24 protein-coding genes and 1 other RNA gene are annotated in these 22,908 nt (G+C 64.2%); 21 read left to right on the top strand and 4 right to left on the bottom strand.

The window, feature by feature from the left end; genetic code table 11:
* Positions 1-401 precede the first annotated feature (401 nt).
* The 12 genes from ACRSCF_RS09925 (at position 402) to ACRSCF_RS09870 (ending at position 7,968) form a co-directional block, all read left to right on the top strand.
* The gene (locus ACRSCF_RS09925; RefSeq protein WP_432675641.1) at positions 402-1,442 is read left to right on the top strand and encodes a phage Gp37/Gp68 family protein; all 1,041 of its coding nucleotides are present in this window, start codon (positions 402-404) and stop codon (positions 1,440-1,442) included.
* Positions 1,443-1,642: 200 nt separating this feature from the next.
* On the top strand, positions 1,643-3,559 hold the full coding sequence (locus ACRSCF_RS09920; RefSeq protein WP_034363721.1) for a hypothetical protein: 1,917 nt from the start codon (positions 1,643-1,645) through the stop codon (positions 3,557-3,559).
* The gene (locus ACRSCF_RS09915) at positions 3,559-3,795 is read left to right on the top strand and encodes a hypothetical protein (RefSeq protein ID WP_034363719.1); all 237 of its coding nucleotides are present in this window, start codon (positions 3,559-3,561) and stop codon (positions 3,793-3,795) included. Before ACRSCF_RS09920 ends, ACRSCF_RS09915 begins: the two co-directional genes overlap by 1 nt.
* A 2-nt stretch (positions 3,796-3,797) precedes the next feature.
* Complete coding sequence (locus tag ACRSCF_RS09910; RefSeq protein WP_034363717.1) at positions 3,798-4,073, top strand: hypothetical protein; 276 nt, start codon at positions 3,798-3,800, stop codon at positions 4,071-4,073.
* A 3-nt stretch (positions 4,074-4,076) separates the two neighbouring features.
* Positions 4,077-4,412 carry a hypothetical protein gene (locus ACRSCF_RS09905; protein WP_034363714.1) on the top strand — a complete coding sequence of 112 codons (336 nt, stop codon included), beginning with the start codon at positions 4,077-4,079 and terminating at the stop codon, positions 4,410-4,412.
* Positions 4,409-4,642 (top strand): hypothetical protein, encoded by a 234-nt coding sequence (locus tag ACRSCF_RS09900; RefSeq protein WP_034363712.1) that lies wholly within the window; start codon positions 4,409-4,411, stop codon positions 4,640-4,642. Before ACRSCF_RS09905 ends, ACRSCF_RS09900 begins: the two co-directional genes overlap by 4 nt.
* The gene (locus ACRSCF_RS09895) at positions 4,639-4,893 is read left to right on the top strand and encodes a hypothetical protein (protein WP_034363709.1); all 255 of its coding nucleotides are present in this window, start codon (positions 4,639-4,641) and stop codon (positions 4,891-4,893) included. Before ACRSCF_RS09900 ends, ACRSCF_RS09895 begins: the two co-directional genes overlap by 4 nt.
* 4 nt (positions 4,894-4,897) lie before the next feature.
* On the top strand, positions 4,898-5,305 hold the full coding sequence (locus ACRSCF_RS09890) for a hypothetical protein (RefSeq protein ID WP_432675638.1): 408 nt from the start codon (positions 4,898-4,900) through the stop codon (positions 5,303-5,305).
* A complete protein-coding gene (locus tag ACRSCF_RS09885; RefSeq protein ID WP_432675636.1) occupies positions 5,302-5,820 on the top strand; it encodes a hypothetical protein in 519 nt (172 codons plus the stop codon). The genes ACRSCF_RS09890 and ACRSCF_RS09885 overlap by 4 nt, the downstream gene beginning before the upstream one ends.
* A gap of 287 nt (positions 5,821-6,107) precedes the next feature.
* Complete coding sequence (locus ACRSCF_RS09880; protein WP_016454360.1) at positions 6,108-6,350, top strand: hypothetical protein; 243 nt, start codon at positions 6,108-6,110, stop codon at positions 6,348-6,350.
* Positions 6,351-6,583: 233 nt separating this feature from the next.
* Entirely contained in the window at positions 6,584-6,832 is a 249-nt protein-coding gene (locus tag ACRSCF_RS09875; RefSeq protein WP_034363741.1) for a hypothetical protein, read from the top strand.
* A gap of 11 nt (positions 6,833-6,843) precedes the next feature.
* Positions 6,844-7,968 (top strand): site-specific integrase, encoded by a 1,125-nt coding sequence (locus ACRSCF_RS09870; protein ID WP_016454361.1) that lies wholly within the window; start codon positions 6,844-6,846, stop codon positions 7,966-7,968.
* A 113-nt stretch (positions 7,969-8,081) separates the two neighbouring features.
* Here the strand turns inward: ACRSCF_RS09870 and ssrA are convergent.
* From ssrA to ompA, 4 genes are all read right to left on the bottom strand, one after another.
* Positions 8,082-8,459, bottom strand: a transfer-messenger RNA (tmRNA) gene (ssrA, locus tag ACRSCF_RS09865).
* A 12-nt stretch (positions 8,460-8,471) separates the two neighbouring features.
* Positions 8,472-9,137 carry an HAD-IA family hydrolase gene (locus tag ACRSCF_RS09860; protein ID WP_016449508.1) on the bottom strand — a complete coding sequence of 222 codons (666 nt, stop codon included), beginning with the start codon at positions 9,135-9,137 and terminating at the stop codon, positions 8,472-8,474.
* A 5-nt stretch (positions 9,138-9,142) separates the two neighbouring features.
* Positions 9,143-9,865 carry a bifunctional 2-polyprenyl-6-hydroxyphenol methylase/3-demethylubiquinol 3-O-methyltransferase UbiG gene (gene ubiG, locus ACRSCF_RS09855; protein WP_017406940.1) on the bottom strand — a complete coding sequence of 241 codons (723 nt, stop codon included), beginning with the start codon at positions 9,863-9,865 and terminating at the stop codon, positions 9,143-9,145.
* 85 nt (positions 9,866-9,950) lie between these two features.
* On the bottom strand, positions 9,951-10,610 hold the full coding sequence (gene ompA, locus ACRSCF_RS09850; RefSeq protein ID WP_016449510.1) for an outer membrane protein OmpA: 660 nt from the start codon (positions 10,608-10,610) through the stop codon (positions 9,951-9,953).
* Between the two features lie 229 nt (positions 10,611-10,839).
* On the opposite strand from ompA, the gene gyrA reads away from it, so the two are divergent.
* The 9 genes from gyrA to lapB all read left to right on the top strand — a co-directional run bounded on the left by gyrA (position 10,840) and on the right by lapB (position 22,727).
* Positions 10,840-13,506 carry a DNA gyrase subunit A gene (gene gyrA / locus ACRSCF_RS09845; protein ID WP_046238042.1) on the top strand — a complete coding sequence of 889 codons (2,667 nt, stop codon included), beginning with the start codon at positions 10,840-10,842 and terminating at the stop codon, positions 13,504-13,506.
* A gap of 123 nt (positions 13,507-13,629) precedes the next feature.
* Complete coding sequence (gene serC / locus ACRSCF_RS09840; RefSeq protein ID WP_034363695.1) at positions 13,630-14,739, top strand: 3-phosphoserine/phosphohydroxythreonine transaminase; 1,110 nt, start codon at positions 13,630-13,632, stop codon at positions 14,737-14,739.
* Positions 14,740-14,756: 17 nt separating this feature from the next.
* Positions 14,757-15,857, top strand: a complete 1,101-nt coding sequence (gene pheA / locus ACRSCF_RS09835; RefSeq protein ID WP_016454364.1) for a prephenate dehydratase — start codon at positions 14,757-14,759, stop codon at positions 15,855-15,857.
* The gene (locus ACRSCF_RS09830; protein ID WP_016449514.1) at positions 15,857-16,735 is read left to right on the top strand and encodes a prephenate dehydrogenase; all 879 of its coding nucleotides are present in this window, start codon (positions 15,857-15,859) and stop codon (positions 16,733-16,735) included. The genes pheA and ACRSCF_RS09830 overlap by 1 nt, the downstream gene beginning before the upstream one ends.
* Positions 16,736-16,837: 102 nt before the next feature.
* Positions 16,838-18,865 (top strand): bifunctional 3-phosphoshikimate 1-carboxyvinyltransferase/cytidylate kinase, encoded by a 2,028-nt coding sequence (locus tag ACRSCF_RS09825; RefSeq protein WP_244387954.1) that lies wholly within the window; start codon positions 16,838-16,840, stop codon positions 18,863-18,865.
* 145 nt (positions 18,866-19,010) lie between these two features.
* The gene (gene rpsA, locus ACRSCF_RS09820) at positions 19,011-20,735 is read left to right on the top strand and encodes a 30S ribosomal protein S1 (protein WP_255247313.1); all 1,725 of its coding nucleotides are present in this window, start codon (positions 19,011-19,013) and stop codon (positions 20,733-20,735) included.
* Positions 20,736-20,825: 90 nt separating this feature from the next.
* The gene (locus ACRSCF_RS09815; RefSeq protein ID WP_017404723.1) at positions 20,826-21,164 is read left to right on the top strand and encodes an integration host factor subunit beta; all 339 of its coding nucleotides are present in this window, start codon (positions 20,826-20,828) and stop codon (positions 21,162-21,164) included.
* An 80-nt stretch (positions 21,165-21,244) separates the two neighbouring features.
* Positions 21,245-21,562 (top strand): LapA family protein, encoded by a 318-nt coding sequence (locus tag ACRSCF_RS09810; protein WP_034363688.1) that lies wholly within the window; start codon positions 21,245-21,247, stop codon positions 21,560-21,562.
* Positions 21,552-22,727 (top strand): lipopolysaccharide assembly protein LapB, encoded by a 1,176-nt coding sequence (gene lapB / locus ACRSCF_RS09805; protein ID WP_016454366.1) that lies wholly within the window; start codon positions 21,552-21,554, stop codon positions 22,725-22,727. Before ACRSCF_RS09810 ends, lapB begins: the two co-directional genes overlap by 11 nt.
* Positions 22,728-22,908 lie beyond the last annotated feature (181 nt).

Here is a 22,908-nt window from a genome sequence, read left to right as displayed (position 1 = left end):
ACATCTCGAGTTTAAGAAGAGCGAACGATTGGATTTTCGAACCAGCCCTCAAGCATCAGAAATCCTCTTCGGAAAGCGTCTTCTACAGAGTCGCCAAAGATGTCATCTGATGGGAACTTAAATTCCTCTCCATTGGGAGGCGTCAGATAGACATGCACAGGGAAGCGGTCGTTTATTACATCGTAGCCTGTGACCACCTTGAATTTGCTTCCGTTGTAGCGGCCAACTTGCACTTGCCTTGGTCCATTCTCAGTTTGCACAACAGAGAATTTATGTATGTAGTTCCCCATATCAACTCCAAAAGATTTTGATACCACACATATCGATCCCGAATAAATCATAAATCCGAAATCAGGCCCTAGCCGCACAAAGCAGCAGGGCCATTTTTTTTAGGAGCACTCATGTCCGAGAACAGCAAGATCGAATGGACCGACCACACGTTCAACCCCTGGGAAGGCTGCCAGAAGGTGGGCCCGGGCTGTGACCACTGCTATGCCGAGACCCGCAATGCGCGGTTTGCCGGCGGCCAGGCCGTGAACTGGGGCCCAGGCGCGCCGCGCCGTCGCACCAGCCCTGCCACCTGGGCCATGCCGCGCCGCTGGAACGCGCAGGCTGATGCATTCATGGCTCAGCATGGACGCCGCCAGCGCGTGTTCTGTGCATCGCTGGCGGACGTGTTCGACAACGCTGTGGACCCGCAATGGCGCGCCGACCTGTTCACCCTGATCCACCAGACGCCAAACCTTGACTGGCTGCTGCTCACCAAGCGCATCTGCAACGTCCAGCCCATGCTGGCCGAGCTGGCCCACGGCAACGACCACGATCTGTCGCTGCTGGAGATGATGCCGCTGCCCAATGTCTGGATCGGCGCGACGATCACCAGCCAGGCCGAGGCCGACCGCGACATCCCCAAGCTGCTCGCCGTGCCGGCCGCCAAGCGCTTTCTCTCGATGGAGCCCCTGCTGGGACCCGTGTCGTTTGAAGGCATGTTCGCCAACCCCAGCAACATCGCAGACGGCACGAATGCTCTGGAGGAACTGGACTGGGTGATCGTCGGCGGCGAGAGCGGCCCCGGTGCGCGTCCCATGCATCCCGACTGGGCGCTCAGCCTGCGCGACCAGTGCGAGGCCGTGGGCACGGCCTTCATGTTCAAGCAGTGGGGCGAGTGGCGACCAATCTCACAGATGAGCGAAGGCGAGGACCGCGCCCTGTGGCGGTCCCGCGTGATCGCAAAGCCCCACGAAGACCAATCCAACCTGGATGACATCTATGGCCGCGTGTGCACGACAGAGAGCACGGTGATTCACCTGGATGGCAGCGTGCACCATTTCCTCGAACCGAACGCATTCCCGCTCGGCGCCATGACCATGTACCGGGTCGGCAAGAAGGCCGCAGGCCGCCAGCTGGACGGCCGCACCTGGGACGAGACGCCCGCCACCTGATCCCCGAGGCATGAGCACAGCGCATGGGCGCTGTCCTGATACCTCCCCTCCCTCCCCCGAAGCCCTCCCGGTATGCCGCGAGGGCTTTCCTGTTTCCACCCCATGACCCCGACCCCACCCCAGACCTGCGAGCTGCTGCAGCGCGCAGGCCACGTCATCAACACCACCGCCAGCCACTGGCAAATCGACAGGAGCAACCCATGACCCACATCCTGATCCCGCGCGAACCCAGCACCGCCCTGCTGCGCCCCTTCATCGGCTGCAACACCCAGGAACTGCACGAGGCCTGGGCCGCGATGGTGCGCATTGCCGAGGTCCAGCATGCCCGCGCCGGCAGTCAATGCCTGCAGCAGATCGAGGAGGGTCCTCAGTCCGTGGACATCGCCATCAACCACGGCACGGAAGACCTGGCGATGCACCCGCTTTCGACAGCTCCAGCCGCTTTGGCCGGGCCGGCTTGGGACAAGACGCGCGACTCCCTGGCGGCGCTGCTGTTGGGGCTGGCGCGCCGTCCCTTTCTGGACTTCGACGTGGCATGCATCGCACTGGACGCTGCGACGGGGCCGGGCATGCCTCTGGCCTACATGCGCGCCGCCCAGGCAGCGCCCGCCCTGGAAGCGCCTGCAGCCCCGGCTGATGGTGCAACGCCTGGCCCCTGGTTCGTGCGCAAGCGTGAGGTGAATGGCGAGTTGCGCGACTGCTTCGTGGCCGCGCCAGACTGCCAGGGCCTGGCCTACGATGCATGCATCCTCTGCGATGACGAATACCACGACGGCGTGGGGCGCAAGCTGGCCGACTGCGAACTGATCGTCGCCGCCGTGAATCAGCACCGCGCCGCGCTGGCAGCAGCGCCCCAGGCACCTCGGCTGGGTGAAGATGCGCTGCATCTGCTCCGCAGGCTGCTCTCCAATCAGCACACGCTCACCGGGCCAGAGTTCCGGTCCGAGCTTGAAAAGATCGTCGCCGAAGAATCCGCGCGTCACGCGGCAGCGCCCCAGGCACCTGCTGCGCCATCGGCCATGGCAACGCAGGTCATCGAGAACCTGCTGCAGCTGGCCCGCATCGTGAACACGGCAGTGGAGGACTGGGGCGAGACGAAGGAAGACAACACCTTGCACGTCATCTTCCACAAGGAGCAAGCGGACAAGCTGGAAGAGATCCTGGATTTCCTTGACAGCCTGCCCGATGCCCCGCCAGAGGAAGGCGTGATTCTGAGCGGCCCATCCCGGGCGGCGCGTGTGCTGCGTGCACAGGCAACACCTGCTGCGCCCGTGGGTCTGCCGAGCGGCTGGGTGCCCTGCATCCTGACCCACGATGGCCAGCACCCCGAAGAGGTGGCATACGGCCCGCAGATCATGATGGACCGCCTCAAGAAGTGGCTGGGCCGCTATTTCGAGCTGCTGGCCCAGAAGGTTCTTGATGAGCCAGTGCATGCGGAAATGCTGGCGGCCCTGCAGGCCGTGGCGGTGGACGTGGTGCATGTGGGCGCCGGCGAGAACGCGATCAGCGATGCGGCGCGGGCCAAGGTCGAGGCCGTGCTGGAGAGGATCGGCGCGCCCTGGCCGAGCCCGGAGGCAGCACCTACTACGCCCGACGATGTGCTCTGCTACATCCGTGCCGCTGCAACACTTCCCGAGCGCCACGGCTTCGAGGTTTGCCGAGCAACTGATGCCGGCGCCATGGCCGTGACGGGCGATGGCCGTGCAGTAGTACGTGCTGAGCCCGCCTCCAAGCGCATCGGCCAGATTCTCAGCCCGGCATCGGATCAGTCCCAGGATACGGGATCCGTTGTGGTGGCTGAGATCATGTCGAATGGCTACAACGGTCAGGTTCTCTGGAAGGGCAAGGTTCCGCCCGTGGGCACGCTGCTGTACGCCGCGCCACAGGCAGCACCTGCTGCGCCTGCAGTGGATGCTTTCACGCATGCCGAGCTGCTGGAGATTCAGCGCGCGGTCGAAGAGTTCGCAGACTGCAACGAGACGGATGTGGACTATGCCCTGCTGCTGCGCGCGGCCCAGGCAGGCTACTTGGAGTGCACGCAATTCCATGTGCTGAACCAGTCCGCGCTGGACCTCGACACCGTGGCCGCAGCCCAGGCCAAGGAAGGCGGTGCGTGATGTTCGTCTGGACCATAAACGACGCCATCGGCGTGGCCCTGTTCTTCCTGTTCGTGATCGCGAGCGCTATCTACTTCTGCGCGCAGTCGCTGCTCCAGCGATGGTGCAAGCACACCCAGTTCTTCGAAACCCGCGCCTGCGATGCAATCTGCAGCAAGTGCGGAAAGAACCTGGGGTTCATCGGCGCGGTCCGCGCACAACGGACCGCAGCCCAGGCAGCAGCCAAGGGGGCCTGAGCATGCACCTGCGCGAAGCAATGAGCCATGCCAGCACACGCGCCGCTATCGAAGGGTGGCCGCGCTGCTACTACTGGCACGCCGTCTGGTGGCGCCTACATGCGCGCGAAAGCAAAGCCGCCAGCGAGCCACTGCAATACAGCAGGAGCCAACTGGCCCTCTATCGAGACATCAAGGAGCGCCCGGACCACTACAAAAGCCATCTCCGCCCTTTTGGGATGAGCGATTGGCAGTGGAGCGGGCTCAGCGAGCGCCCCGCAGCGCACAAGGAGAGCTGACACATGACCAAGCTGCACATTGAGCGGCAGGGAGCTGCAGTGATTTCGCATGCCGTCGTCGTCTACCAGAGCGACGCAGTGGTGCTGATTGACCTGAGCATGAACACGAAGCGCACGGCGGTCGGCTGCCTCATGGAAGTGGACGGCGTGCCCGGCCTGTCAATCACAACGCATGGGGGGTCGGTGCACCTGCACCCCATCGAAACGGGATGGACGGACATCATCTTGCCCGACTGGCATGGCTGGGAAATCTACTCGGCCATGGGCGGCAAATGGGTCGTTCGCATCGCTCTCTACCACCCAGAGCGCGCACAGGCGCAGCAGAAAGGACCTGCATGACACAGCAAAGCCTGGCTGACCTGGCCGTAGAAACGCTGGCAGCAGTGGCCGCCATCGGCGAAGGCGTGACCATCGACCATCCCGAGCGCCATATCGTCCGCGACCTCAAGCGCGAAGCGGAGGCCCTCATCAGCAACGCCCTGCGCAGCGCCCGCGCATTGACCTATGCGGCAGAGGGCCTGCGCGAACTGCACCGGAAGCAGGAAGCCGAGAAAGGACAGACCCCGTGACCGCAGCGCCTCACTTTCGTGGCACGGCGGGAGAGATCACGGCGCGCCTGCTGCAGCGGCCGCGCGATCCCGCCCCGGGCCCCAAGGCTCGCAAGAACCAGCGCCGCGCCATCGCCGCCGCCCAGCGCGAGGTACTGCAAGCCTGCATCGCAGACATCCGGCGCAAGGCCCGAGATACCCCCGCATGGGCCAAGGGCTACAACTCGGCAATCACCGCCATCGAGCAGCAGCTCGCACAGATCAAGGACTGAGACCGTGACCACATCACCAACACCCTCCCGGGCGGACGCGCTCATCCGCGAGCACCGCGCCTGCATGCACCCAGAGACCTTGCGCGCCTGGGCCTCGGATGCAGTCGATGAGCTGGGGCGCCTGCAGGCCGACAACGAGCACCTGCAAGGCAGCTTGGAGGCCCAGCGCCTCATTTCTGACCGTGCTATCGCTCTCGCAAAAGAGCTGGAGGCGCGCAAGCCGCTGCCGCTGAGCAATGACGAACGGTTGCGACTGCGCTCAGATGTCGCCCGCGCGATCTGGGATGTCATGCGCGAGCATGAGGACCGGTGCGGCCACGCGCTCGAAGACGTGGAGCCAAAGCACCAGGTCTGGGATTGCGCCGATGCAGCGATCAAGGCAGTGCACGGCATCACCGGAGGATCGGCATGAAGATCGCCAGGCCCAGCGAACGCGACATCGACGCGGCCGGGGAACTGCTCTCCCTGATGAACGACCTCTCCAGCGGGTACTGCCCATGGGATGGGGGCGAGGACGCCACCTACTTCGATCCTGATGACCGCAAGCACCTGCGCCGCCTCTACGACGTGCTTGACAGCCTCCTGGATCGCGCGCCTGGCTTCACCAACCGCGTGATCGGCGGCATGTGCTACGTGATCTGCTGGGACCGTAACGAAATCCTGGACCCTGCAGACGATTGCCTGGCGCTGCATCCAGACCTACTGGCCGGGCTGCGCCTGCTGCAAGCACAGCGCGCCGACTTTCTCCCACGCCTGGAGCGCGAGGCCCGCGCGGCTGTGGCCAGCACCATTGAGGCGGCCGCCACCCGGCACTTGGCCGAAATGCAACTGTCGGCCGACTTGGACGCTATTCGGCGATCAGCCCCAAGGCTCATCGGCATCGATATGGCTTCCGGGCCTGACAACACCGAGTGGGGGCTGCCGTGACGATGTTTCGCAAACCCGACGGGCGACTGATGATCCGCTGCGCTGTCTGCAGAAGGCGCGCAGACGACGTGTGTTGGCGCGAGAACGAACACGACATGTCTCTGCACATCCGCGTCCGATGTCATGGCGCCGAGCAAAAGATGACCGTCGATCTTTTGGACCACGATCTTGTGCGCCAGCTTCGCGGACAGGTCGGCGTTGCCTTCGAGCCCGAGCCCCCTGGGCCACCTCAACTCCCCATCAACCAGCCCCGCCTTTGAGCGGGGTTTCTCATTTCTGGGCTCGCAATGAACATCAACCAGTTCAGCACCTTCAACGGGGTGCCGGTATTCCAGACTCCATATGCAGTGACCGTGCATGTGGCCTGGGAGCTGCGCCGGCACCCAATCGCCAAGCGCCGCCGACGCTGGGCCGCTGTGCGCGTGGAGAGCCAGTTGCCTTCTTGCTTCCGGACCCCGCAAGGACTGTTCATGCATCCGGCTGTGTTCGCTCGGCTGCGCGAGCACTTCCGGGCGTACAAGCTGCCATGACAACACCACGCGACTCCTGGGAGGCCGCTGACAAAGCCTACCTGACCCATCACTTTGCGTGTCCCCAGTGTTGCGCAGCTGGCGTCTTGCCTGGTCGGCACGAACGTTGCCACGCTGGACAGACGATCTGGACTCAATACCTCAATGCCGGTACGCCGCCACATTTCACTTGGATAAATCAACCCAGGGTGCGCGGAAAGAACCCGTTTTGAGCCCCAAATTCGGTGGATTACATGAAACACACAGTTACAGAACCTTGCGCCCCAGGAAATACCGTGCCATCCCAGGGCGCGGATTGGGTGCTTGCCACGAAATACAAGGAAATGACTGGCATCACGCCGATGACCGTCCATAACCGCCGTCGCGCCGGCATTTGGCTGGATGGCACGCATTGCGGCGTCGTGGGCAGACACCTCTATGTAAACGTAAAGGAAGCAGATCAGTGGATAAAAAACCAGCTCCATCAACTCCGGCAGGCGTGACAGTCCGGGAAATGGCCACGGGCGCTCGAATTCAGATCGCGTTCTCGTGGCACGGGCAGCAATGCCGCGAACTGCTACCCCCTGGGCCGGTCAACAAGGGCAGCATCCAGTACGCAGCAAACCTGCGTGCTGAGATCCGGCGCAAAATCACAGATGGCACGTTTGTGTATGCCGAGTACTTCCCGGCCAGTGCGAAGGCCCGCGCGCCAGATCCGCTTTCCTGCCTGATGGAAGAGATGTTGGTGAAGCAATTGGAGCTGTACCGCAAGCAGGTCGAGAACGGGAAGATGTCGCCAGCCACATTCCGTGGCTACGAAAAAAGCATCAGCGGGGAGCGCATGCGGCGATGGCATGGTCTCAAGCTCCATGAAGTCACCCCTTCCGCCCTCCGGGAGTGGATCAGCGGGATGGACTGCACCAGCAAGGCTATCCGGAACATGCTGATTCCCTTGCGCAGCGTGTTTGAAGATGCGCTGAACGACGGACTAGTCGAGTTCAATCCCTTCGATCGGCTCGCGCTCACCAAGCTCATCCGCCAGACGAGCAAGGCAAGCGACTATGTGATCCAGCCCTTCACTCAGGCGGAGCGGGAGCAGATCCTGCTGGCGTGCAGAGACGATGAGCGGCCGATGGTTCAGTTCTGGTTCAACACTGGTCTGAGGCCGGGCGAACTGCAGGCCCTCGAATGGAGACACATAGACTGGGAGAAGGAAACGGCCCGGATCGAGCAAAACCAGGTCGTGGGTGTGCTCAAGGCACCAAAGACGGCCGCAGGCATCCGCAGCGTGGACCTGAACTTCGAGGCCATGGAGGCCCTGCGAACACAGAAGGCCTACAGCATGCTCCGCGGCGCACGGGTTTGGCTCAACCCTCGGACGCTCGAGCCGTGGACAACTGATGCCCAGGTGCGCAAGACCGCATGGATGCCCATCATGCAGCGTTCCGGCATCCCATACCGGAACCCCTATCAGGTGCGGCATACCTACGCTTCTTCGATCCTGACCGCCGGTGCCAACCCGTGGTATGTCGCCCAGCAACTGGGCCACGAAGATGTGGAGATGGTCTTTCGCACCTACGGGAAGTTCATCCGCGAGGACTACCAGAAGCCCCGGGCCACGCTCCAGGCGGTGAACTGAGCCCGTGTGAATCCGGTGTGATTCCGGTGTGAATTTCAGGGCAACACAAGGCAACGAGCGGGCAAGAAAAAACGCCACACATCGGGTTCTCCGTTGTGTGGCGTTGTCTTGGATGGTGGAGCTGGCGGGAATTGAACCCGCGTCCGCAAGCCTTCGCCGGGCAGATCTACATGTTTAGCGTTCTGTTTTGAGTCTCGCCTCCCGAGTCGCGCAGGCGCACGCTACCCGGGATGCCAGCTTCCTTGGATCTTGCCACGTACTAAGAAGCCCAGCACGCAGCCAGCTGATGTGAATTCCCTTGCAGCCGGGAGGTATTGCTACCCCCTTGCCCAGCCCATCAGCGTGCTGTTGCAAGGCTCACCGGATTTAAGCGGCGAGTGCGAAACGTTCGTCGTTTGCAGTTAGTTTTTTGAATGGAGATTTACGAGCGTCAATCAAGCTCGACATGCACCACACCGGTCCCGAACCCACGTCGAAACCAGGACAGCCCCAAGGCTCCTATCTTAGCCTCTTTCCAGCAGTTTCAAGAGCTCCAGCGGAGAATTGATTTGCGCATCCGCCTGCCAGTGCAGCGTATCGCCGGCTGCGCCAAGGTAGCCGTAGCAAGCCGCCACGGTCTTCATGCCTGCGGCCTTGCCTGCAACGATGTCGCGCTCGTCGTCACCGACATAGACAAAACTCTCGGGAGGAAGGCCGATACGCGCGGCAGCCTCCAGCAAGGGTGCAGGATGGGGCTTTGCGTGGGGCGTGGTGTCGCCGCTGACGACGGCTGACGCAGTTGCGAACAGCGGCATCTGTTGCGTCAGCGGATCGGTAAAGCGCATGGACTTGTTCGTGACCACGCCCCAGGGCATGGACACAGCCTGGAGTCGTGCAATCAGTTCCTCGACACCCTCGAACGCATAGGTGCGCTCTGTCATGCATTGCTCGTAGTTGCGGAAGAACTCCTCGCGCATCTGCGCAAACTCGGGCGAGTCGGGCGTGAGCCCGAACCCCACCCCCAGCATGCCCCGCGCCCCCGCGCCCGCCATGGGTCGATATCGCTCATAGGGAATTGAAGGCATACCCCGATCCGTACGCATCCTGTCTGCGGCTGCACCCAGGTCTGGTGCACTGTCGATCAAGGTGCCGTCCAGATCGAACAGCACGGCTCGGACTTCTTTCCACATGCGGCTTACCCTTCGGCCCGGCGCGTGGCCAGCATGTAGTTCACAGATGTGTCTGCACTGAGCCAGTAGCGCCCTGTGATGGGGTTGTGCTGCAGGCCCTTGCTGGCCTGCAGATCAAGGCCAGCCTGACGGGCGAACATGGCGAGTTCGCTGGGCTGGATCAGTTTCGCGTACTCATGCGTTCCCTTGGGAATCATCTTGAGCAGGTATTCTGCCGCGACGATGGCCAGACCGAAGGCCTTTGCACTGCGGTTGATCGTGGAGAAGAACACCCAGCCGCCAGGCTTGACCAGCTCAGCACAGGCCGACACCACGGAGGCGGGATCGGGCACATGCTCCAGCATCTCCATGCAGGTCACCACATCAAAGGAACCAGGCTGCTCCTGTGCCAGACGCTCCACACTGACTTCGTGGTAGTGGATGTTGGGCGTACCCGTCTCCAGTGCATGCAGCTGGGCCACGCGCAATGCCTTGGTGGCCAGATCGATGCCAACCACTTCGCGCGCACCCTTGCGCGCCATGGAGTCGGCAAGGATGCCGCCGCCACACCCGACATCCAGAATTCTGCGCCCCTTCAAGGGAACTTGCGCATCGATCCAGTCCAGCCGCAGCGGATTGATCTGATGCAGGGGTTTGAACTCACTTTCCGGGTCCCACCAGCGATGGGCCAGGCTGGAGAATTTCTCCAGCTCCGCCGGGTCGGCGTTGAGGTTGATTGCGTTGCTCATGGCGTCGATTGTCGGCGATTGCGGCGACCGTTCAGCCATAAAAAAAGCCCCGTTGCCGGGGCTTTTGCGAGAAGCAATCGAAAGATTACTGGGCGGCGCGGGTGCCGACCACTTCGATTTCCACGCGACGGTTCTTCGCGCGGCCTTCCTTGGTCTTGTTGTCGGCGATAGGCTGCTTTTCGCCCTTGCCTTCGGTGTAGACGCGGTTCTTTTCGATGCCCTTGGACACCAGGTAAGCCTTCACGGCTTCAGCGCGGCGGACCGACAGCTTCTGGTTGTAGGCGTCAGAGCCAACGGAGTCGGTGTGACCCACGGCAATGACCACTTCCAGGTTGATGCCCTTGACCTTAGAGGCCAGGTCGTCCAGCTTGGCCTTGCCTTCGGGCTTCAGAACCGACTTGTCGAAGTCGAAGAAAGCGTCGGCAGAGAAGGTCACCTTGGAGGCCACGGCCGGAGCGGGTGCCGGTGCGGGTGCGGGAGTTGCCGGAGCGGGCGTTGCGGCGGGAGCCACAGCGGCGGCCACAGGCTTCAGAGCGCCGTCGCAGTCAGCAGCTGCAGTGGCGGGCGTCCAGTTGGCATCGCGCCAGCACAGTTCGTTCGTGCCGTTCTTCCACACCAGTTCGCTGGTGCCGTTTTGCCAGTTGTCGATGGTCTTGCCACCGTCAGCAGCCTTCACTTGTGCGCCAGCGGCCGTTGCGAGGGCGGCAGAGGCAAACAACATCGCCACTTTGTTCAGTTTCTTCATGGTTCTCCTCTTGGGGAAAAAGCCGCAGCAGGGCTGCGAATCTGTGGACGTCATCAGTGACCATCACCAAAAACGTTGAATTGATTGTGCCATACGTCACATGCAGACGGACCGCCAAGCGGGGGCCAACAAGTAGGACAGCGGCGGAATTCCAGGGTTATGTTGCTCGGCTGCTACACGTCATTCGACCTAAAATGGGCCTTTTCCCGCCGTCAGAGTATCGCCACACATGACCCAGTTTGCTAAAGAAACCCTGCCCATCAGCCTCGAAGAGGAGATGCGTCGCAGCTATCTCGATTACGCAATGAGCGTGATCGTGGGCCGGGCGCTGCCCGATGCGCGAGATGGTCTCAAGCCTGTGCATCGGCGCGTGCTTTTTGCCATGCACGAGCTCAACAACGACTGGAACCGGCCGTACAAGAAGTCGGCGCGTATCGTCGGTGATGTGATCGGTAAATACCACCCGCACGGCGACAGTGCGGTGTACGACACCATCGTGCGCATGGCGCAGGATTTCTCGCTGCGCCACATGCTGGTGGACGGTCAGGGCAACTTCGGTTCGGTGGACGGGGACAGCGCGGCGGCGATGCGTTACACCGAAATCCGCCTGTCCAAGATTGCCCATGAAATGCTGGGCGATATCGACAAGGAAACGGTCGATTACGGCCCGAACTACGACGGCAGCGAGCGCGAGCCGCTGGTGCTGCCTGCGCGGCTGCCCAATCTGCTGGTCAACGGTTCCTCGGGCATTGCCGTGGGCATGGCCACCAATATTCCACCGCACAACCTCAACGAGGTGGTGGACGCCTGCCTGCACCTGCTGCAGACGCCCCAGGCCACCATCGACGAGCTGATGGAGATCATCCCCGCGCCCGACTTCCCGACGGCCGGCATCATCTATGGCATCAACGGTGTCAAGGAGGGCTATCGCACGGGTCGCGGACGCGTGGTGATGCGTGCCAAGTGCCACTTCGAGGACATCGACCGCGGCCAGCGCCAGGCCATCATCGTCGATGAGCTGCCCTATCAGGTCAACAAGAAGACGCTGCAGGAGCGCATGGCCGAGCTGGTGCACGAGAAGAAGATCGAGGGCATCAGCCACATCCAGGACGAGTCCGACAAGTCGGGCATGCGCCTGGTGATCGAGCTCAAGCGCGGCGAAGTGCCCGAGGTCGTGCTCAACAACCTGTACAAGCTGACCCAGCTGCAAGACACCTTCGGCATGAACATGGTGGCGCTGGTCGATGGCCAGCCCAAGCTGTGCAATCTGAAGGATCTGGTCGAGGTCTTCCTGCAGCACCGCCGCGAAGTGGTCACGCGCCGCACGGTCTATGAACTGCGCAAGGCGCGCGAGCGCGGCCATGTGCTGGAAGGCCTGGCGGTCGCGCTGGCCAACATCGACGACTTCATCGCCATCATCCGCAACGCGCCCACGCCACCTGTGGCCAAGGCCGAGCTGATGACGCGCAACTGGGACAGCAAGCTGGTGCGCGAGATGCTGACGCGCACCCGTACCGATGGCGGCGTGGTCAATGCCGACGACTACCGCCCCGATGGCCTGGAGCGCGAATTCGGCATGCAGGCCGATGGCCTGTACCGCCTGTCCGAGACCCAGGCCCAGGAAATCCTGCAGATGCGCCTGCAGCGCCTGACCGGCCTGGAGCAGGACAAGATCGTCGCCGAGTACAAGGACGTGATGTCCGTCATCGAGGACCTGCTGGACATCCTGTCCAAGCCCGAGCGCGTGTCGGCCATCATTGGCGACGAGCTCAAGCAGATCAAGGCCGAGTTCGGACAGAGCAAGGTCGGCGCCCGCCGCAGCACGGTCGAGTACAGCGCGCAGGACCTGTCCACCGAGGACCTGATCACGCCCACCGACATGGTGGTCACGCTCAGCCACACGGGCTACATCAAGAGCCAGCCGCTGTCCGAGTACCGCTCGCAAAAGCGCGGCGGGCGCGGCAAGCAGGCCACGGCCACCAAGGAAGACGACTGGATCGACCAGCTGTTCATCGCCAACACGCACGACTACCTGCTGTGCTTCTCCAACCGCGGCCGCCTGTACTGGCTCAAGGTCTGGGAAGTGCCGGCGGGCTCGCGCGGTTCGCGTGGCCGCCCCATCGTCAACATGTTCCCTCTGCAGGATGGCGAGAAGATCAACGTGGTGCTGCCGCTGACGGGCGAGTACCGCAGCTTCCCGGCCGACCACTATGTGTTCATGTCCACCAGCATGGGCACCGTGAAGAAGACGGCGCTGGACGAGTTCTCCAACCCGCGCAAGGCCGGCATCATCGCCGTGGGCCTGGACGAGGGCGATTTCCTGATCGGCGCAGCCCTCACCGACGGCAAGCATGACGTGATGCTGTTCAGCGACGGCGGCAAGGCCGTTCGATTCGACGAAAACGACGTGCGCCCCATGGGCCGCAATGCGCGTGGCGTCAAGGGCATGACCCTGGAAGAGGGCCAGAGCGTGATCGCAATGCTGGTGGCCGAGGACGAATCGCAAAGCGTGCTCACGGCCACGGAAAACGGCTACGGCAAGCGCACGTCCATCGTCGAGTACACGCGCCACGGCCGAGGCACCAAGGGCATGATTGCCATCCAGCAGTCCGAGCGCAACGGCAAGGTGGTCGCCGCCACCCTGGTCCACGCCGATGACGAAATCATGCTGATCACCGACACTGGCGTGCTGGTGCGTACCCGGGTGTCGGAAATCCGCGAACTGGGCCGAGCCACCCAGGGCGTGACGCTGATCTCGCTGGACGAAGGCGCCAAGCTGGGCGGCCTGCAGCGCATCGTCGAAAACGATGCCAACGAAGTCGAGGGCGAGGCCACGGGCGAGGAAGCCCCGGGCGGCGACGAAGCCGCTGCCGAAGGCACAGGCGAGCCCGCCTGATGACCCGGCCGCCGCTGGGGCTGCCTCCCACACCGGGAGTGCAGCCGTAGCGGCGGCCCAGATTTTTGACAGTTGCAGGCCCCGCCCGAACTGGCGCCTGCGCGTGACTTGACAGTGAACTCCATGAACCGCCCTTACAACTTCTCCGCCGGCCCTGCCGCCATTCCCGCCGAAGTGCTGCAGCAGGCAGCCGCCGAAATGCTCGACTGGCACGGGTCCGGCATGAGCGTGATGGAGATGAGCCACCGCGGCAAGGAGTTCATCTCCATCTACGAACAGGCCGAGGCCGATCTGCGCGAGCTGCTGGCCGTGCCGCCCGAATTCAAGATTCTGTTCATGCAGGGTGGCGGCCTGGCCGAGAACGCCATTGTTCCGCTGAACCTGTCGCGCGCCGGCACGGTGGACTTCGTGCTCAGCGGCAGCTGGAGCCAGAAGTCGGCCAAGGAAGCACGCAAGTACGTGGCCGATGCACACATCGCAGCCAGCGGCGAGGACAGCCAATTCACCACCCTGCCCGCCCCTGAAAGCTGGCAACTGAGCCGTGGCGCCAGCTACGTGCACATCTGCAGCAACGAAACCATCCATGGCGTGGAGTTCCAGGAACTGCCCAACCTGAAGGCGCTGGGCTGCGATGCTCCGCTGGTGGTTGACTTCTCCTCGCACGTGGCCTCGCGCCCCGTCGATTGGAGCCGCGTGGGCCTGGCGTTCGGCGGTGCGCAAAAGAACCTGGGCCCGGCCGGCCTGACCCTGGTCATCGTGCGTGAGGACCTGCTGGGCCACGCCCTGCCCGCCTGCCCTTCGGCTTTCGACTACAAGACCGTGGCCGACAACCAGTCGATGTACAACACGCCGCCCACCTGGGGCATCTACATCGCGGGCCTGACCTTCCAGTGGATCAAGCGCCAGACCGAAGGCGGCCTGACCGGCGTGGCGGCCCTGCAGGCGCGCAATATCGCCAAGGCCGACCTGTTCTACCAGTACGTGGACCAGTCCTCGTTCTACGTGAACAAGGTCGCTGCCAATTGCCGCTCGCGCATGAACATCCCTTTCTTCCTGCGCGACGAGTCGCGCAATGACGCCTTCCTGGCCGGAGCCCGGGAACGCGGCCTGCTGCAGCTCAAGGGCCACAAGTCCGTCGGCGGCATGCGTGCCAGCATCTACAACGCCATGCCCATCGCTGGCGTGCAGGCGCTGGTGGAGTACATGCGCGATTTCGAACAGCGCAACGCCTGACCGACCACACCCCTTACATGAGCACCCCACCCCAAGCCTCTCCCGATCTGGCGCATCTGCGCGTGCAGATCGACGATATCGACCAGCAACTGCTGGATCTGCTGAACCGACGCGCCCGCGTGGCCGAGCAGGTCGGCGAGGTCAAGAAGCGGGAAGGCACGCCCTTCTTCCGCCCTGACCGCGTGGCCCAGGTCATCCAGAAGATCGAGTCCGCCAACCCCGGCCCGCTCAAGAACGCCCATGTCTCGGCGATCTGGCGCGAGATCATGTCGGCCTGCCTGGCTCTGGAGTCACCCCAGCGCGTGGCCGTGCTGGGCCCGGCGGGCACGTTCTGCGAGGAAGCGGCCATCCAGTATTTCGGCGGCGCGGCCGACCTGATGTACTGCAACAGCTTCGACGAGGTGTTCCACGCCACGGCCGCGGGCAGCGCGCAGTACGGAGTGGTGGGCGTGGAGAACTCCAACGAAGGCGTGGTCACGCGCTCGCTGGACATGTTCCTGCATACGCCCTGCCACGTGGTGGGAGAGGTCAGCCTGCTGGTGCGCCACAACCTGCTGCGCAGCACCAACACGACCGAAGGCATCAAGGTGGTTGCGGCTCACCCCCAGGCCCTGGCCCAATGTCAGGGCTGGCTGTCCAAGCATCTGCCGCATGCCGAACGCCGCCCGGTGTCCAGCAACGCCGAAGGCGCCCGCCTGGCGGCGCTGCACCCCGACATCGCCGGCCTGGCCAGCGAACGCGCGGCCCAGCAATTCGGCCTGCACGTGGTGGCGCATGCCATTCAGGACGATGCCTACAACCGTACGCGCTTCGCCGTCATCTGCCTGCCGCACACGCTGGCGACGCCCGCGCCCAGCGGGCAGGATTGCACCAGCATCATCATCTCCGTGCCCAACCGTCCCGGCGCCGTGCATGACCTGCTGGTACCGCTCAAGCGGCACGGCGTCTCCATGACGCGCTTCGAATCGCGCCCCGCACGCACCGGCCAGTGGGAGTACTACTTCTACATCGACCTCGAAGGTCACCCGGCCCAGCCCAACGTGGCCAGCGCGCTGCAAGAGCTGCGCGAGCTGTGCGCCTTCTACAAGGTGCTGGGCACCTATCCGGTCTCCAAGTGATGCAGCCGTTCGAACAACTGGGGTTGATCGGCTGCGGCCTCATGGGCGGCTCGTTCGCGCTGGCGCTCAAGCAGGCCGGGCTGGTCAAGCGTGTCGTGGGCTACAGCAAATCCCCGTCCACCACCGAGCGCGCACGCCAGATGGGCGTCATCGATGTGGAGGCCCCCTCGGCCCTGCTGGCCGCCGCCGGCGCAGACCTGGTGCTGCTGGCGGTGCCCGTGGCGGCCACCGAGGCCACGCTCAAGTCCATCAAGCACCTGGTCACGCCCGGGATGATGATCATGGACGTGGGCTCCACCAAGGTCGATGTGGTGCATGCCGCCCGCTCGGCATTGCGCGACCAGCTCGGCTCCTTCGTGCCGGCCCACCCCATTGCGGGCAAGGAAGTCTCGGGCGTCGAGCATTCCGACCCCCAGCTGTACAAGGGCGCACAGGTCATCCTGACGCCCACGGAACGCACACTGACCGAGCACCTGCAAAAGGCCCAGTCCCTGTGGGAGCTGCTGGGCTGCCGCGTGCGCGCCATGTCGCCAGAAGCCCACGACAGCGCCTTTGCCACGGTCAGCCACCTGCCGCATCTGCTGGCCTTCGCCATGATGCAAAGCGTGATCACCCAGCCCGATTCCGATGAGGTGCTGTCCCTGGCCGGCCCCGGCTTCCGTGACTTCACACGCATTGCAGCAGGCGACCCCAAGATGTGGCGCGATGTGCTGCTGGCCAACAGCGAACAGGTGCTGGCGCAGTCGCGCCAGTTCCAGCAGGCGCTGCAGCAACTCGAATGCCTGATCCAGGCCGGCGACGGCCAAGGCCTGGAAGACCACCTGACCCTGGCCAGCGCGGCGCGTGCCCACTGGCGCATGGGCGTACCGCGCCGCTGACGCGCAACGCCGGCCGCGCTCCAAGCGCCCCCAAGCGCATCTGTGGATTGCGGCCAGCGCGGCCGCAATGCCTTCCGATAGCCTGTTTGCCTCCGAATTGCCATGTTCAGTACCGCCTTCCTCGATATCCCCCCTCTTTCCCGCGCTCAGGGCACGGTGAGCCTGCCAGGCTCCAAGAGCATCTCGAACCGCGTGCTGCTGCTGGCAGCGCTGAGCCAGGGCACGACCGTGGTCCACGACCTGCTTGACTCGGACGACACGCGCGTCATGCTCCGGGCCCTGCAGCAACTGGGCTGCACGGTGGAGCCCACCGCCATCACCCTCGGCCAGCCTGTGCGCATCACCGGCCTGGGCGGCGTCCTGCCCTCCGGCGCCAGTGCCGAGCTGTTCATGGGCAACGCCGGCACGGCCATGCGGCCGCTGACGGCAGCCCTGTCCGTGCTGGGCGGCGACTTCCAACTCAGCGGCGTGCCGCGCATGCATGAGCGCCCCATCGGCGATCTGGTCGATGCGCTGCGACAGCTCGGCTGCCGCATCGACTATCTGGGCAACGAGGGCTTTCCTCCGCTGCACATCCGCCAGCCCGATTTCTCGCAGCTGCCGCACAGCCCCATCCAGGTGCGTGGCGATGTCTCCAGCCAGTTCCTGACCTCGCTGCTGATGGCGCTGCCGCTGCTGGCCACCACGCGCGACATCACCATCGAAGTCGTGGGCGAGCTGATCTCCAAGCCCTACATCCATATCACGCTGGAGTTGCTGGCCCGCTTCGGCATCGCCGTGCACAACGAGAACTGGCAGCGCTTCACCATCCCGGCCGGCAGTCGCTACCGCTCGCCGGGCGAGATCCATGTCGAGGCAGACGCCTCGTCGGCCAGCTACTTCATCGCACTGGGCGCCATCGCCTCGGACAGCGCCGAAGGCATCCGCATCCTCGGCGTGGGACTGGACTCCATCCAGGGCGATATCCGCTTTGTCGAAGCCGCGCGCGCCATGGGCGCCGAGGTGGAGGGAGGCCCGAACTGGCTGCGCATACGCCGTGGCGCCTGGCCGCTCAAGGCCATCGACCTGGACTGCAACCACATCCCCGATGCCGCCATGACGCTGGCCGTCATGGCCCTGTATGCCGATGGCACGACCACGCTGCGCAACATCGCAAGCTGGCGCGTCAAGGAGACCGACCGCATCGCGGCCATGACCAAGGAGCTGCGCAAGCTGGGCGCCGAAGTCGAGGAAGGCGCGGACTTCATCCGCGTCACACCACCCGCATCCACCGCCGCATGGCGCGCGGCCAGCATCCACACCTACGACGATCACCGCGTGGCCATGTGCTTCTCGCTGGCGGCCTTCAACCCGGCCGCCCTGCCCGTGCGCATCGAAGACCCCAAGTGCGTCGCCAAGACCTTCCCCGACTACTTCGAGGCCCTGTTCTCGGTCTGCGAGACCGCCCGTGCCCGCATCCCCGTGATCTGCATCGATGGCCCCACCGCCTCCGGCAAAGGAACCATCGCCGCCGAGGTGGCCGAGGCCCTGGGCTACCACCTGCTGGACTCGGGCGCGCTGTACCGCCTCACAGGACTGGCCGCGTCGCGGGCCGGCATGGTGCTGGACGAATCCCACGCCCCGCAGATTGCCGCGCTGGCGCGCGCGCTGCCCGTGCGCTTTGATGCCGAGCAGCGCATCTGGCTGGGCGACGAGGATGTCACCCTGATCCTGCGCAGCGAGGAGTCGGGCATGAACGCCTCGCGCGTCTCGGCCCTGCCGGCCGTGCGCGATGCACTGGTGGACCTGCAGCTGTCCTTCCAGCAGCTGCCGGGGCTGGTCGCCGACGGCCGCGACATGGGCACGGTGATCTTTCCCCATGCTCCCCTCAAGGTCTATTTGTCGGCCTCCGCCGCCTGTCGCGCCGAGCGCCGGCATAAGCAGTTGATTTCCAAAGGAATTGCCGCTAACATAAGCGCCCTTCGGGCAGACCTTGAAGCACGCGATGCGCGGGACATGAACCGCAGCGTTGCACCGCTCAAGCCCGCCCAGGATTCCATGCTGCTTGACAGCTCCGAGCTTTCCATCGAAGAGGTGGCAGAGCAGGTGCTTTCATGGTGGCAGGAACGCCAGCCGTTCGGCCGCGACTGATTGCCAGTTGCGCCGCACGGTCGGCAACCCGCCCTCAGGGCCCAGACATGGCGGCACCGCCCCGTGTACGGCCCGAGGTTCATAGACTCCAACCCCGTGGTTGAACCCACAACACCTCCGCAAACAGTCCTAGAAACGCTTGGCAATGGTGCCAACGGAAACCTGTTTGCGGGCAAGGAAATACATGTCTGAATCTTTTGCCTCCCTGTTTGAAGAATCGCTGCAACGCACGGAAATGCGTCCTGGCGAGGTCATCACCGCTGAAGTCGTGCGCGTCGAGCACAACTTCGTCGTCGTGAACGCTGGCCTGAAGTCGGAAGCCTATGTGCCGATCGACGAATTCAAGAACGACCAGGGAGAAATCGAAGTCCAGGTGGGCGACTTTGTGTCGGTCGCCATCGGCTCGATCGAAAACGGCTACGGCGACACCATCCTGTCGCGCGACACCGCCAAGCGCCTGGCCTCGTGGCTGGCTCTGGAAAAGGCCCTGGAATCGGGCGAATTCGTGACCGGCACGACCTCCGGCAAGGTCAAGGGCGGCCTGACGGTGCTGGTCAACGGCATCCGCGCCTTCCTGCCCGGTTCGCTGATCGACACCCGTCCGATCAAGGACCTGACTCCGTACGAAAACAAGACGATGGAGTTCAAGGTCATCAAGCTGGACCGTAAGCGCAACAACGTGGTGCTGAGCCGCCGCGCCGTGGTCGAAGCCTCGATGGGCGAAGAGCGCGCCAAGCTGATGGAAACGCTGAAGGAAGGCGCCATCGTTCAAGGCGTGGTCAAGAACATCACCGAATACGGTGCGTTCGTGGACCTGGGCGGCATCGACGGCCTGCTGCACATCACCGACATGGCATGGCGCCGCGTGCGTCATCCTTCGGAAGTCGTGCAGGCTGGCCAGGAAATCACTGCCAAGATCCTCAAGTTCGACACCGAGAAGAACCGTGTCTCGCTGGGTCTGAAGCAAATGGGCGACGACCCGTGGATGGGCGTTTCGCGCCGCTATCCCTCGAGCACCCGCCTGTTCGGCAAGGTCACGAACATTGCCGACTACGGCGCGTTCGTCGAGCTGGAACCCGGCATCGAAGGCCTGGTGCACGTCTCCGAAATGGACTGGACCAACAAGAACATTGCTCCGACCAAGCTCGTGACCCTGGGTGACGAAGTCGAAGTCATGGTGCTGGAGATCGACGAAGACAAGCGTCGCATCTCGCTGGGCATGAAGCAGTGCAAGGCCAACCCCTGGCAAGAGTTCGCACAGAACACCAAGCGCGGCGACCGCGTCAAGGGCCCGATCAAGTCGATCACCGACTTCGGCGTGTTCGTGGGTCTGGCTGCCGGCATCGACGGCCTGGTGCACCTGTCCGACCTGTCCTGGAACGAGCCCGGCGAAGCTGCCGTGCGCAATTACAAGAAGGGCCAGGAAGTCGAAGCCATCGTGCTGGCCGTGGACGTCGAGCGCGAGCGCATCTCCCTGGGCATCAAGCAGCTGGACAGCGATCCCTTCACGACCTTCGTGACTGTGAACGACAAGGGCCAGATCGTGTCGGGCAAGGTCAAGACGGTGGACGCACGCGGTGCTGAAATCGACCTGGGCGAAGACATCGTCGGCTACCTGCGCGCTTCGGAAATCGCCGTGGACCGCGTGGAAGATGCCCGCTCGGTGCTGAAGGAAGGCGACGAGATCACCGCCGTGGTGGTCAATGTGGATCGCAAGACCCGCAACATCCAGCTGTCGATCAAGGCCAAGGACCAGGTTGACCAGCAAGAAGCCATGGCTTCCCTGTCCGCCCAGTCGGCCAAGGAAAACGCCGGCACGACCAGCCTGGGCGCCCTGCTGCGCGCCAAGCTGGACAACTCCGACAAGTAATCAGCAGCCAGTCTGCTGACCGCTGAAGGTCGGATGCGACGGGTGCCTCCGGGCGCCCGTCGCCATTTCAACCCCTGATTCCTATCCTTGATGACCCGATCCGATCTCGTCGAAGAACTCGCAGCACGCTTTGGCCAACTGAGCCAGCGCGACGCCGAGCAGGCCGTCAAGACGATTCTTGACGCCGTCAGCGATGCCCTGGTGCGCGGCCATCGCATCGAAATCCGCGGCTTTGGAAGTTTCTCGGTCAACCACCGCCCGCCCCGCATGGGCCGCAATCCCCGCAGCGGCGAGGCCGTCCACATTCCGTCCAAGCGCGTGCCGCACTTCAAGCCCGGCAAGGCCCTGCGCGAAGCCGTGGACCTGCGCCCCGGCGCGGCGCCCGACACGGTTGCCGCCAGCTCCGCAGGCACCGGCCCTGCCGCCTGAAAGCCGGCTTGCCGGCTGCGCGCACTGCAGCCGTCGTCACCGCCAGGCTCTAGAATCGTTCCCGTCACACAAGGGAACACATGAAGTACTTCCTGTGGCTGCTCAAGGCGGCCATTTTTTTTACGCTGTTCGCCTTCGCACTGAACAATCAGCAGGACGCGACGGTGCACTTCTTCTTCGGCACCTCCTGGACTGCGCCGCTGGTACTGGTGGTGCTGGCGGCCTTCGCCCTGGGCCTGATCGTGGGCGTGCTGGGCATGGTGCCGCGCTGGCTCAAGCACCGCAATGCCGCGCGCTCGACCCAGGTCCCCGCGCCTGCAGCCGAAGGAGCGGCGCCAGCCACGGCGCCCAAGGCGTCCCCCTCCCCCATCCTGCCGGGCGACGTGCATGGAATTTGATCTGAGCTGGATACTGCTGGGCCTGCCCGTGGCCTTCGTGCTGGGCTGGCTGGCCTCGCGCTGGGACCTGCGGCAGATTCGCGCCGAAAACCGCCAGGCACCCAAGGCCTACTTCAAGGGATTGAACTTCCTGCTCAACGAGCAGCAGGACAAGGCCATCGACGCCTTCATCGAAGCCGTGCAGAACGACCCCGACACCTCGGAGCTGCACTTCGCCCTGGGCAATCTCTTTCGCCGCCGCGGCGAATACAACCGCGCCGTGCGCGTGCATGAGCACCTGCTGTCGCGCGGCGACCTCAGCCGCGTGGACCGCGACCGCGCCCAGCACGCGCTGGCCCAGGACTTTCTGAAGGCAGGCCTGCTCGATCGCGCCGAGGACGCGCTGCGCCGCCTGGAAGGCACGGCCTTCGAGGCCGAGGCCCGCCTGGCCCTGCTGGCCATCTACGAGCGCTCGCGCGACTGGACACAGGCCGCCGCCATTGCTCGCCGCATGCAGGATGCCAACCAGGGGGACTTCAGTGGCCGGCTGGCGCACTACCTGTGCGAAGACGCCCAGTCCTTGCTCACGCAGGGCCAGCAGGCCGAGGCGCTGCAGCGGCTGCAGCAAGCCATCACCACAGCACCCCAGGCTGCGCGACCGCGCCTGGAGCATGCCCAGCTGCAGCATCGCATGGGGCAATCGGCCCAGGCCTTGCAAACGCTGGAGAGCCTGGCCGAGCAGTCCCCCGCCGCGCTGCCGCTGGCAGCCCAGTTGCTGGTGGACATCGCCGCCGCCACAGGCCAACGCCAGCATGTCCACCAGCTGCTCAGCCAGCAATACACCCAGGCACCTTCGCTGGACCTGCTGCAGGCGTTGGTTGCGCTGGACGCTCAAATTGAAGAACAGAGCACCGATGGTGAAACCAAGGCACCGGGACGCGCCCGCCTGGTCCAGCATCTGGACCGGGAACCTTCCCTGGTGGCTGCTGCGCAGTGGCTGGCTGGCGAGAAACTGTCCGAGGAGCAATACCACCCAGCCGTGCAACGCGCGCTGGACCACGCCGCCAAACCGCTGACCCGCTATCGCTGCGCGGCCTGCGGCTTCGAGGCGCGCCAGCATTTCTGGCACTGCCCCGGCTGCCAGAGCTGGGACAGCTACCCGGCCCGGCGCGTCGAGGAGCTGTGATGGGTTGGGATGGCGAAAGGCGGCCATATCCCCGGCACCGCGTCACCCCCATTGGCAAACACGGCATGGCCAGTGTATTTTCAGAGTATTCCTAGAAACCGCCCTGGAGGGCGCGTGGCCATTGGCTTTGGGCGCGTGCGGCCGAGCCTGCGCCGGCCTCCTGGAGCCCGCGACTGCCTGG

Source organism: Delftia sp. 11MD (assembly GCF_050907895.1).
GTDB classification, from domain to species: domain Bacteria; phylum Pseudomonadota; class Gammaproteobacteria; order Burkholderiales; family Burkholderiaceae_C; genus Comamonas; species Comamonas tsuruhatensis.
This window is presented reverse-complemented; position numbering and strand designations above follow the sequence as displayed.

What these genes read in the sequence shown, in the direction of transcription:
- ACRSCF_RS09925 (WP_432675641.1), top strand. Translation starts at nt 402, where the DNA reads ATGTCCGAGAACAGCAAGATCGAATGGACCGACCACACGTTCAACCCC.
- ACRSCF_RS09920 (WP_034363721.1), top strand. Translation starts at nt 1,643, where the DNA reads ATGACCCACATCCTGATCCCGCGCGAACCCAGCACCGCCCTGCTGCGC.
- ACRSCF_RS09915 (WP_034363719.1), top strand. Translation starts at nt 3,559, where the DNA reads ATGTTCGTCTGGACCATAAACGACGCCATCGGCGTGGCCCTGTTCTTC.
- ACRSCF_RS09910 (WP_034363717.1), top strand. Translation starts at nt 3,798, where the DNA reads ATGCACCTGCGCGAAGCAATGAGCCATGCCAGCACACGCGCCGCTATC.
- ACRSCF_RS09905 (WP_034363714.1), top strand. Translation starts at nt 4,077, where the DNA reads ATGACCAAGCTGCACATTGAGCGGCAGGGAGCTGCAGTGATTTCGCAT.
- ACRSCF_RS09900 (WP_034363712.1), top strand. Translation starts at nt 4,409, where the DNA reads ATGACACAGCAAAGCCTGGCTGACCTGGCCGTAGAAACGCTGGCAGCA.
- ACRSCF_RS09885 (WP_432675636.1), top strand. Translation starts at nt 5,302, where the DNA reads ATGAAGATCGCCAGGCCCAGCGAACGCGACATCGACGCGGCCGGGGAA.
- ACRSCF_RS09880 (WP_016454360.1), top strand. Translation starts at nt 6,108, where the DNA reads ATGAACATCAACCAGTTCAGCACCTTCAACGGGGTGCCGGTATTCCAG.
- ACRSCF_RS09875 (WP_034363741.1), top strand. Translation starts at nt 6,584, where the DNA reads ATGAAACACACAGTTACAGAACCTTGCGCCCCAGGAAATACCGTGCCA.
- ACRSCF_RS09870 (WP_016454361.1), top strand. Translation starts at nt 6,844, where the DNA reads ATGGCCACGGGCGCTCGAATTCAGATCGCGTTCTCGTGGCACGGGCAG.
- ACRSCF_RS09860 (WP_016449508.1), bottom strand. Translation starts at nt 9,137, where the DNA reads ATGTGGAAAGAAGTCCGAGCCGTGCTGTTCGATCTGGACGGCACCTTG.
- ubiG (WP_017406940.1), bottom strand. Translation starts at nt 9,865, where the DNA reads ATGAGCAACGCAATCAACCTCAACGCCGACCCGGCGGAGCTGGAGAAA.
- ompA (WP_016449510.1), bottom strand. Translation starts at nt 10,610, where the DNA reads ATGAAGAAACTGAACAAAGTGGCGATGTTGTTTGCCTCTGCCGCCCTC.
- gyrA (WP_046238042.1), top strand. Translation starts at nt 10,840, where the DNA reads ATGACCCAGTTTGCTAAAGAAACCCTGCCCATCAGCCTCGAAGAGGAG.
- serC (WP_034363695.1), top strand. Translation starts at nt 13,630, where the DNA reads ATGAACCGCCCTTACAACTTCTCCGCCGGCCCTGCCGCCATTCCCGCC.
- pheA (WP_016454364.1), top strand. Translation starts at nt 14,757, where the DNA reads ATGAGCACCCCACCCCAAGCCTCTCCCGATCTGGCGCATCTGCGCGTG.
- ACRSCF_RS09830 (WP_016449514.1), top strand. Translation starts at nt 15,857, where the DNA reads ATGCAGCCGTTCGAACAACTGGGGTTGATCGGCTGCGGCCTCATGGGC.
- ACRSCF_RS09825 (WP_244387954.1), top strand. Translation starts at nt 16,838, where the DNA reads ATGTTCAGTACCGCCTTCCTCGATATCCCCCCTCTTTCCCGCGCTCAG.
- rpsA (WP_255247313.1), top strand. Translation starts at nt 19,011, where the DNA reads ATGGTGCCAACGGAAACCTGTTTGCGGGCAAGGAAATACATGTCTGAA.
- ACRSCF_RS09815 (WP_017404723.1), top strand. Translation starts at nt 20,826, where the DNA reads ATGACCCGATCCGATCTCGTCGAAGAACTCGCAGCACGCTTTGGCCAA.
- ACRSCF_RS09810 (WP_034363688.1), top strand. Translation starts at nt 21,245, where the DNA reads ATGAAGTACTTCCTGTGGCTGCTCAAGGCGGCCATTTTTTTTACGCTG.
- lapB (WP_016454366.1), top strand. Translation starts at nt 21,552, where the DNA reads ATGGAATTTGATCTGAGCTGGATACTGCTGGGCCTGCCCGTGGCCTTC.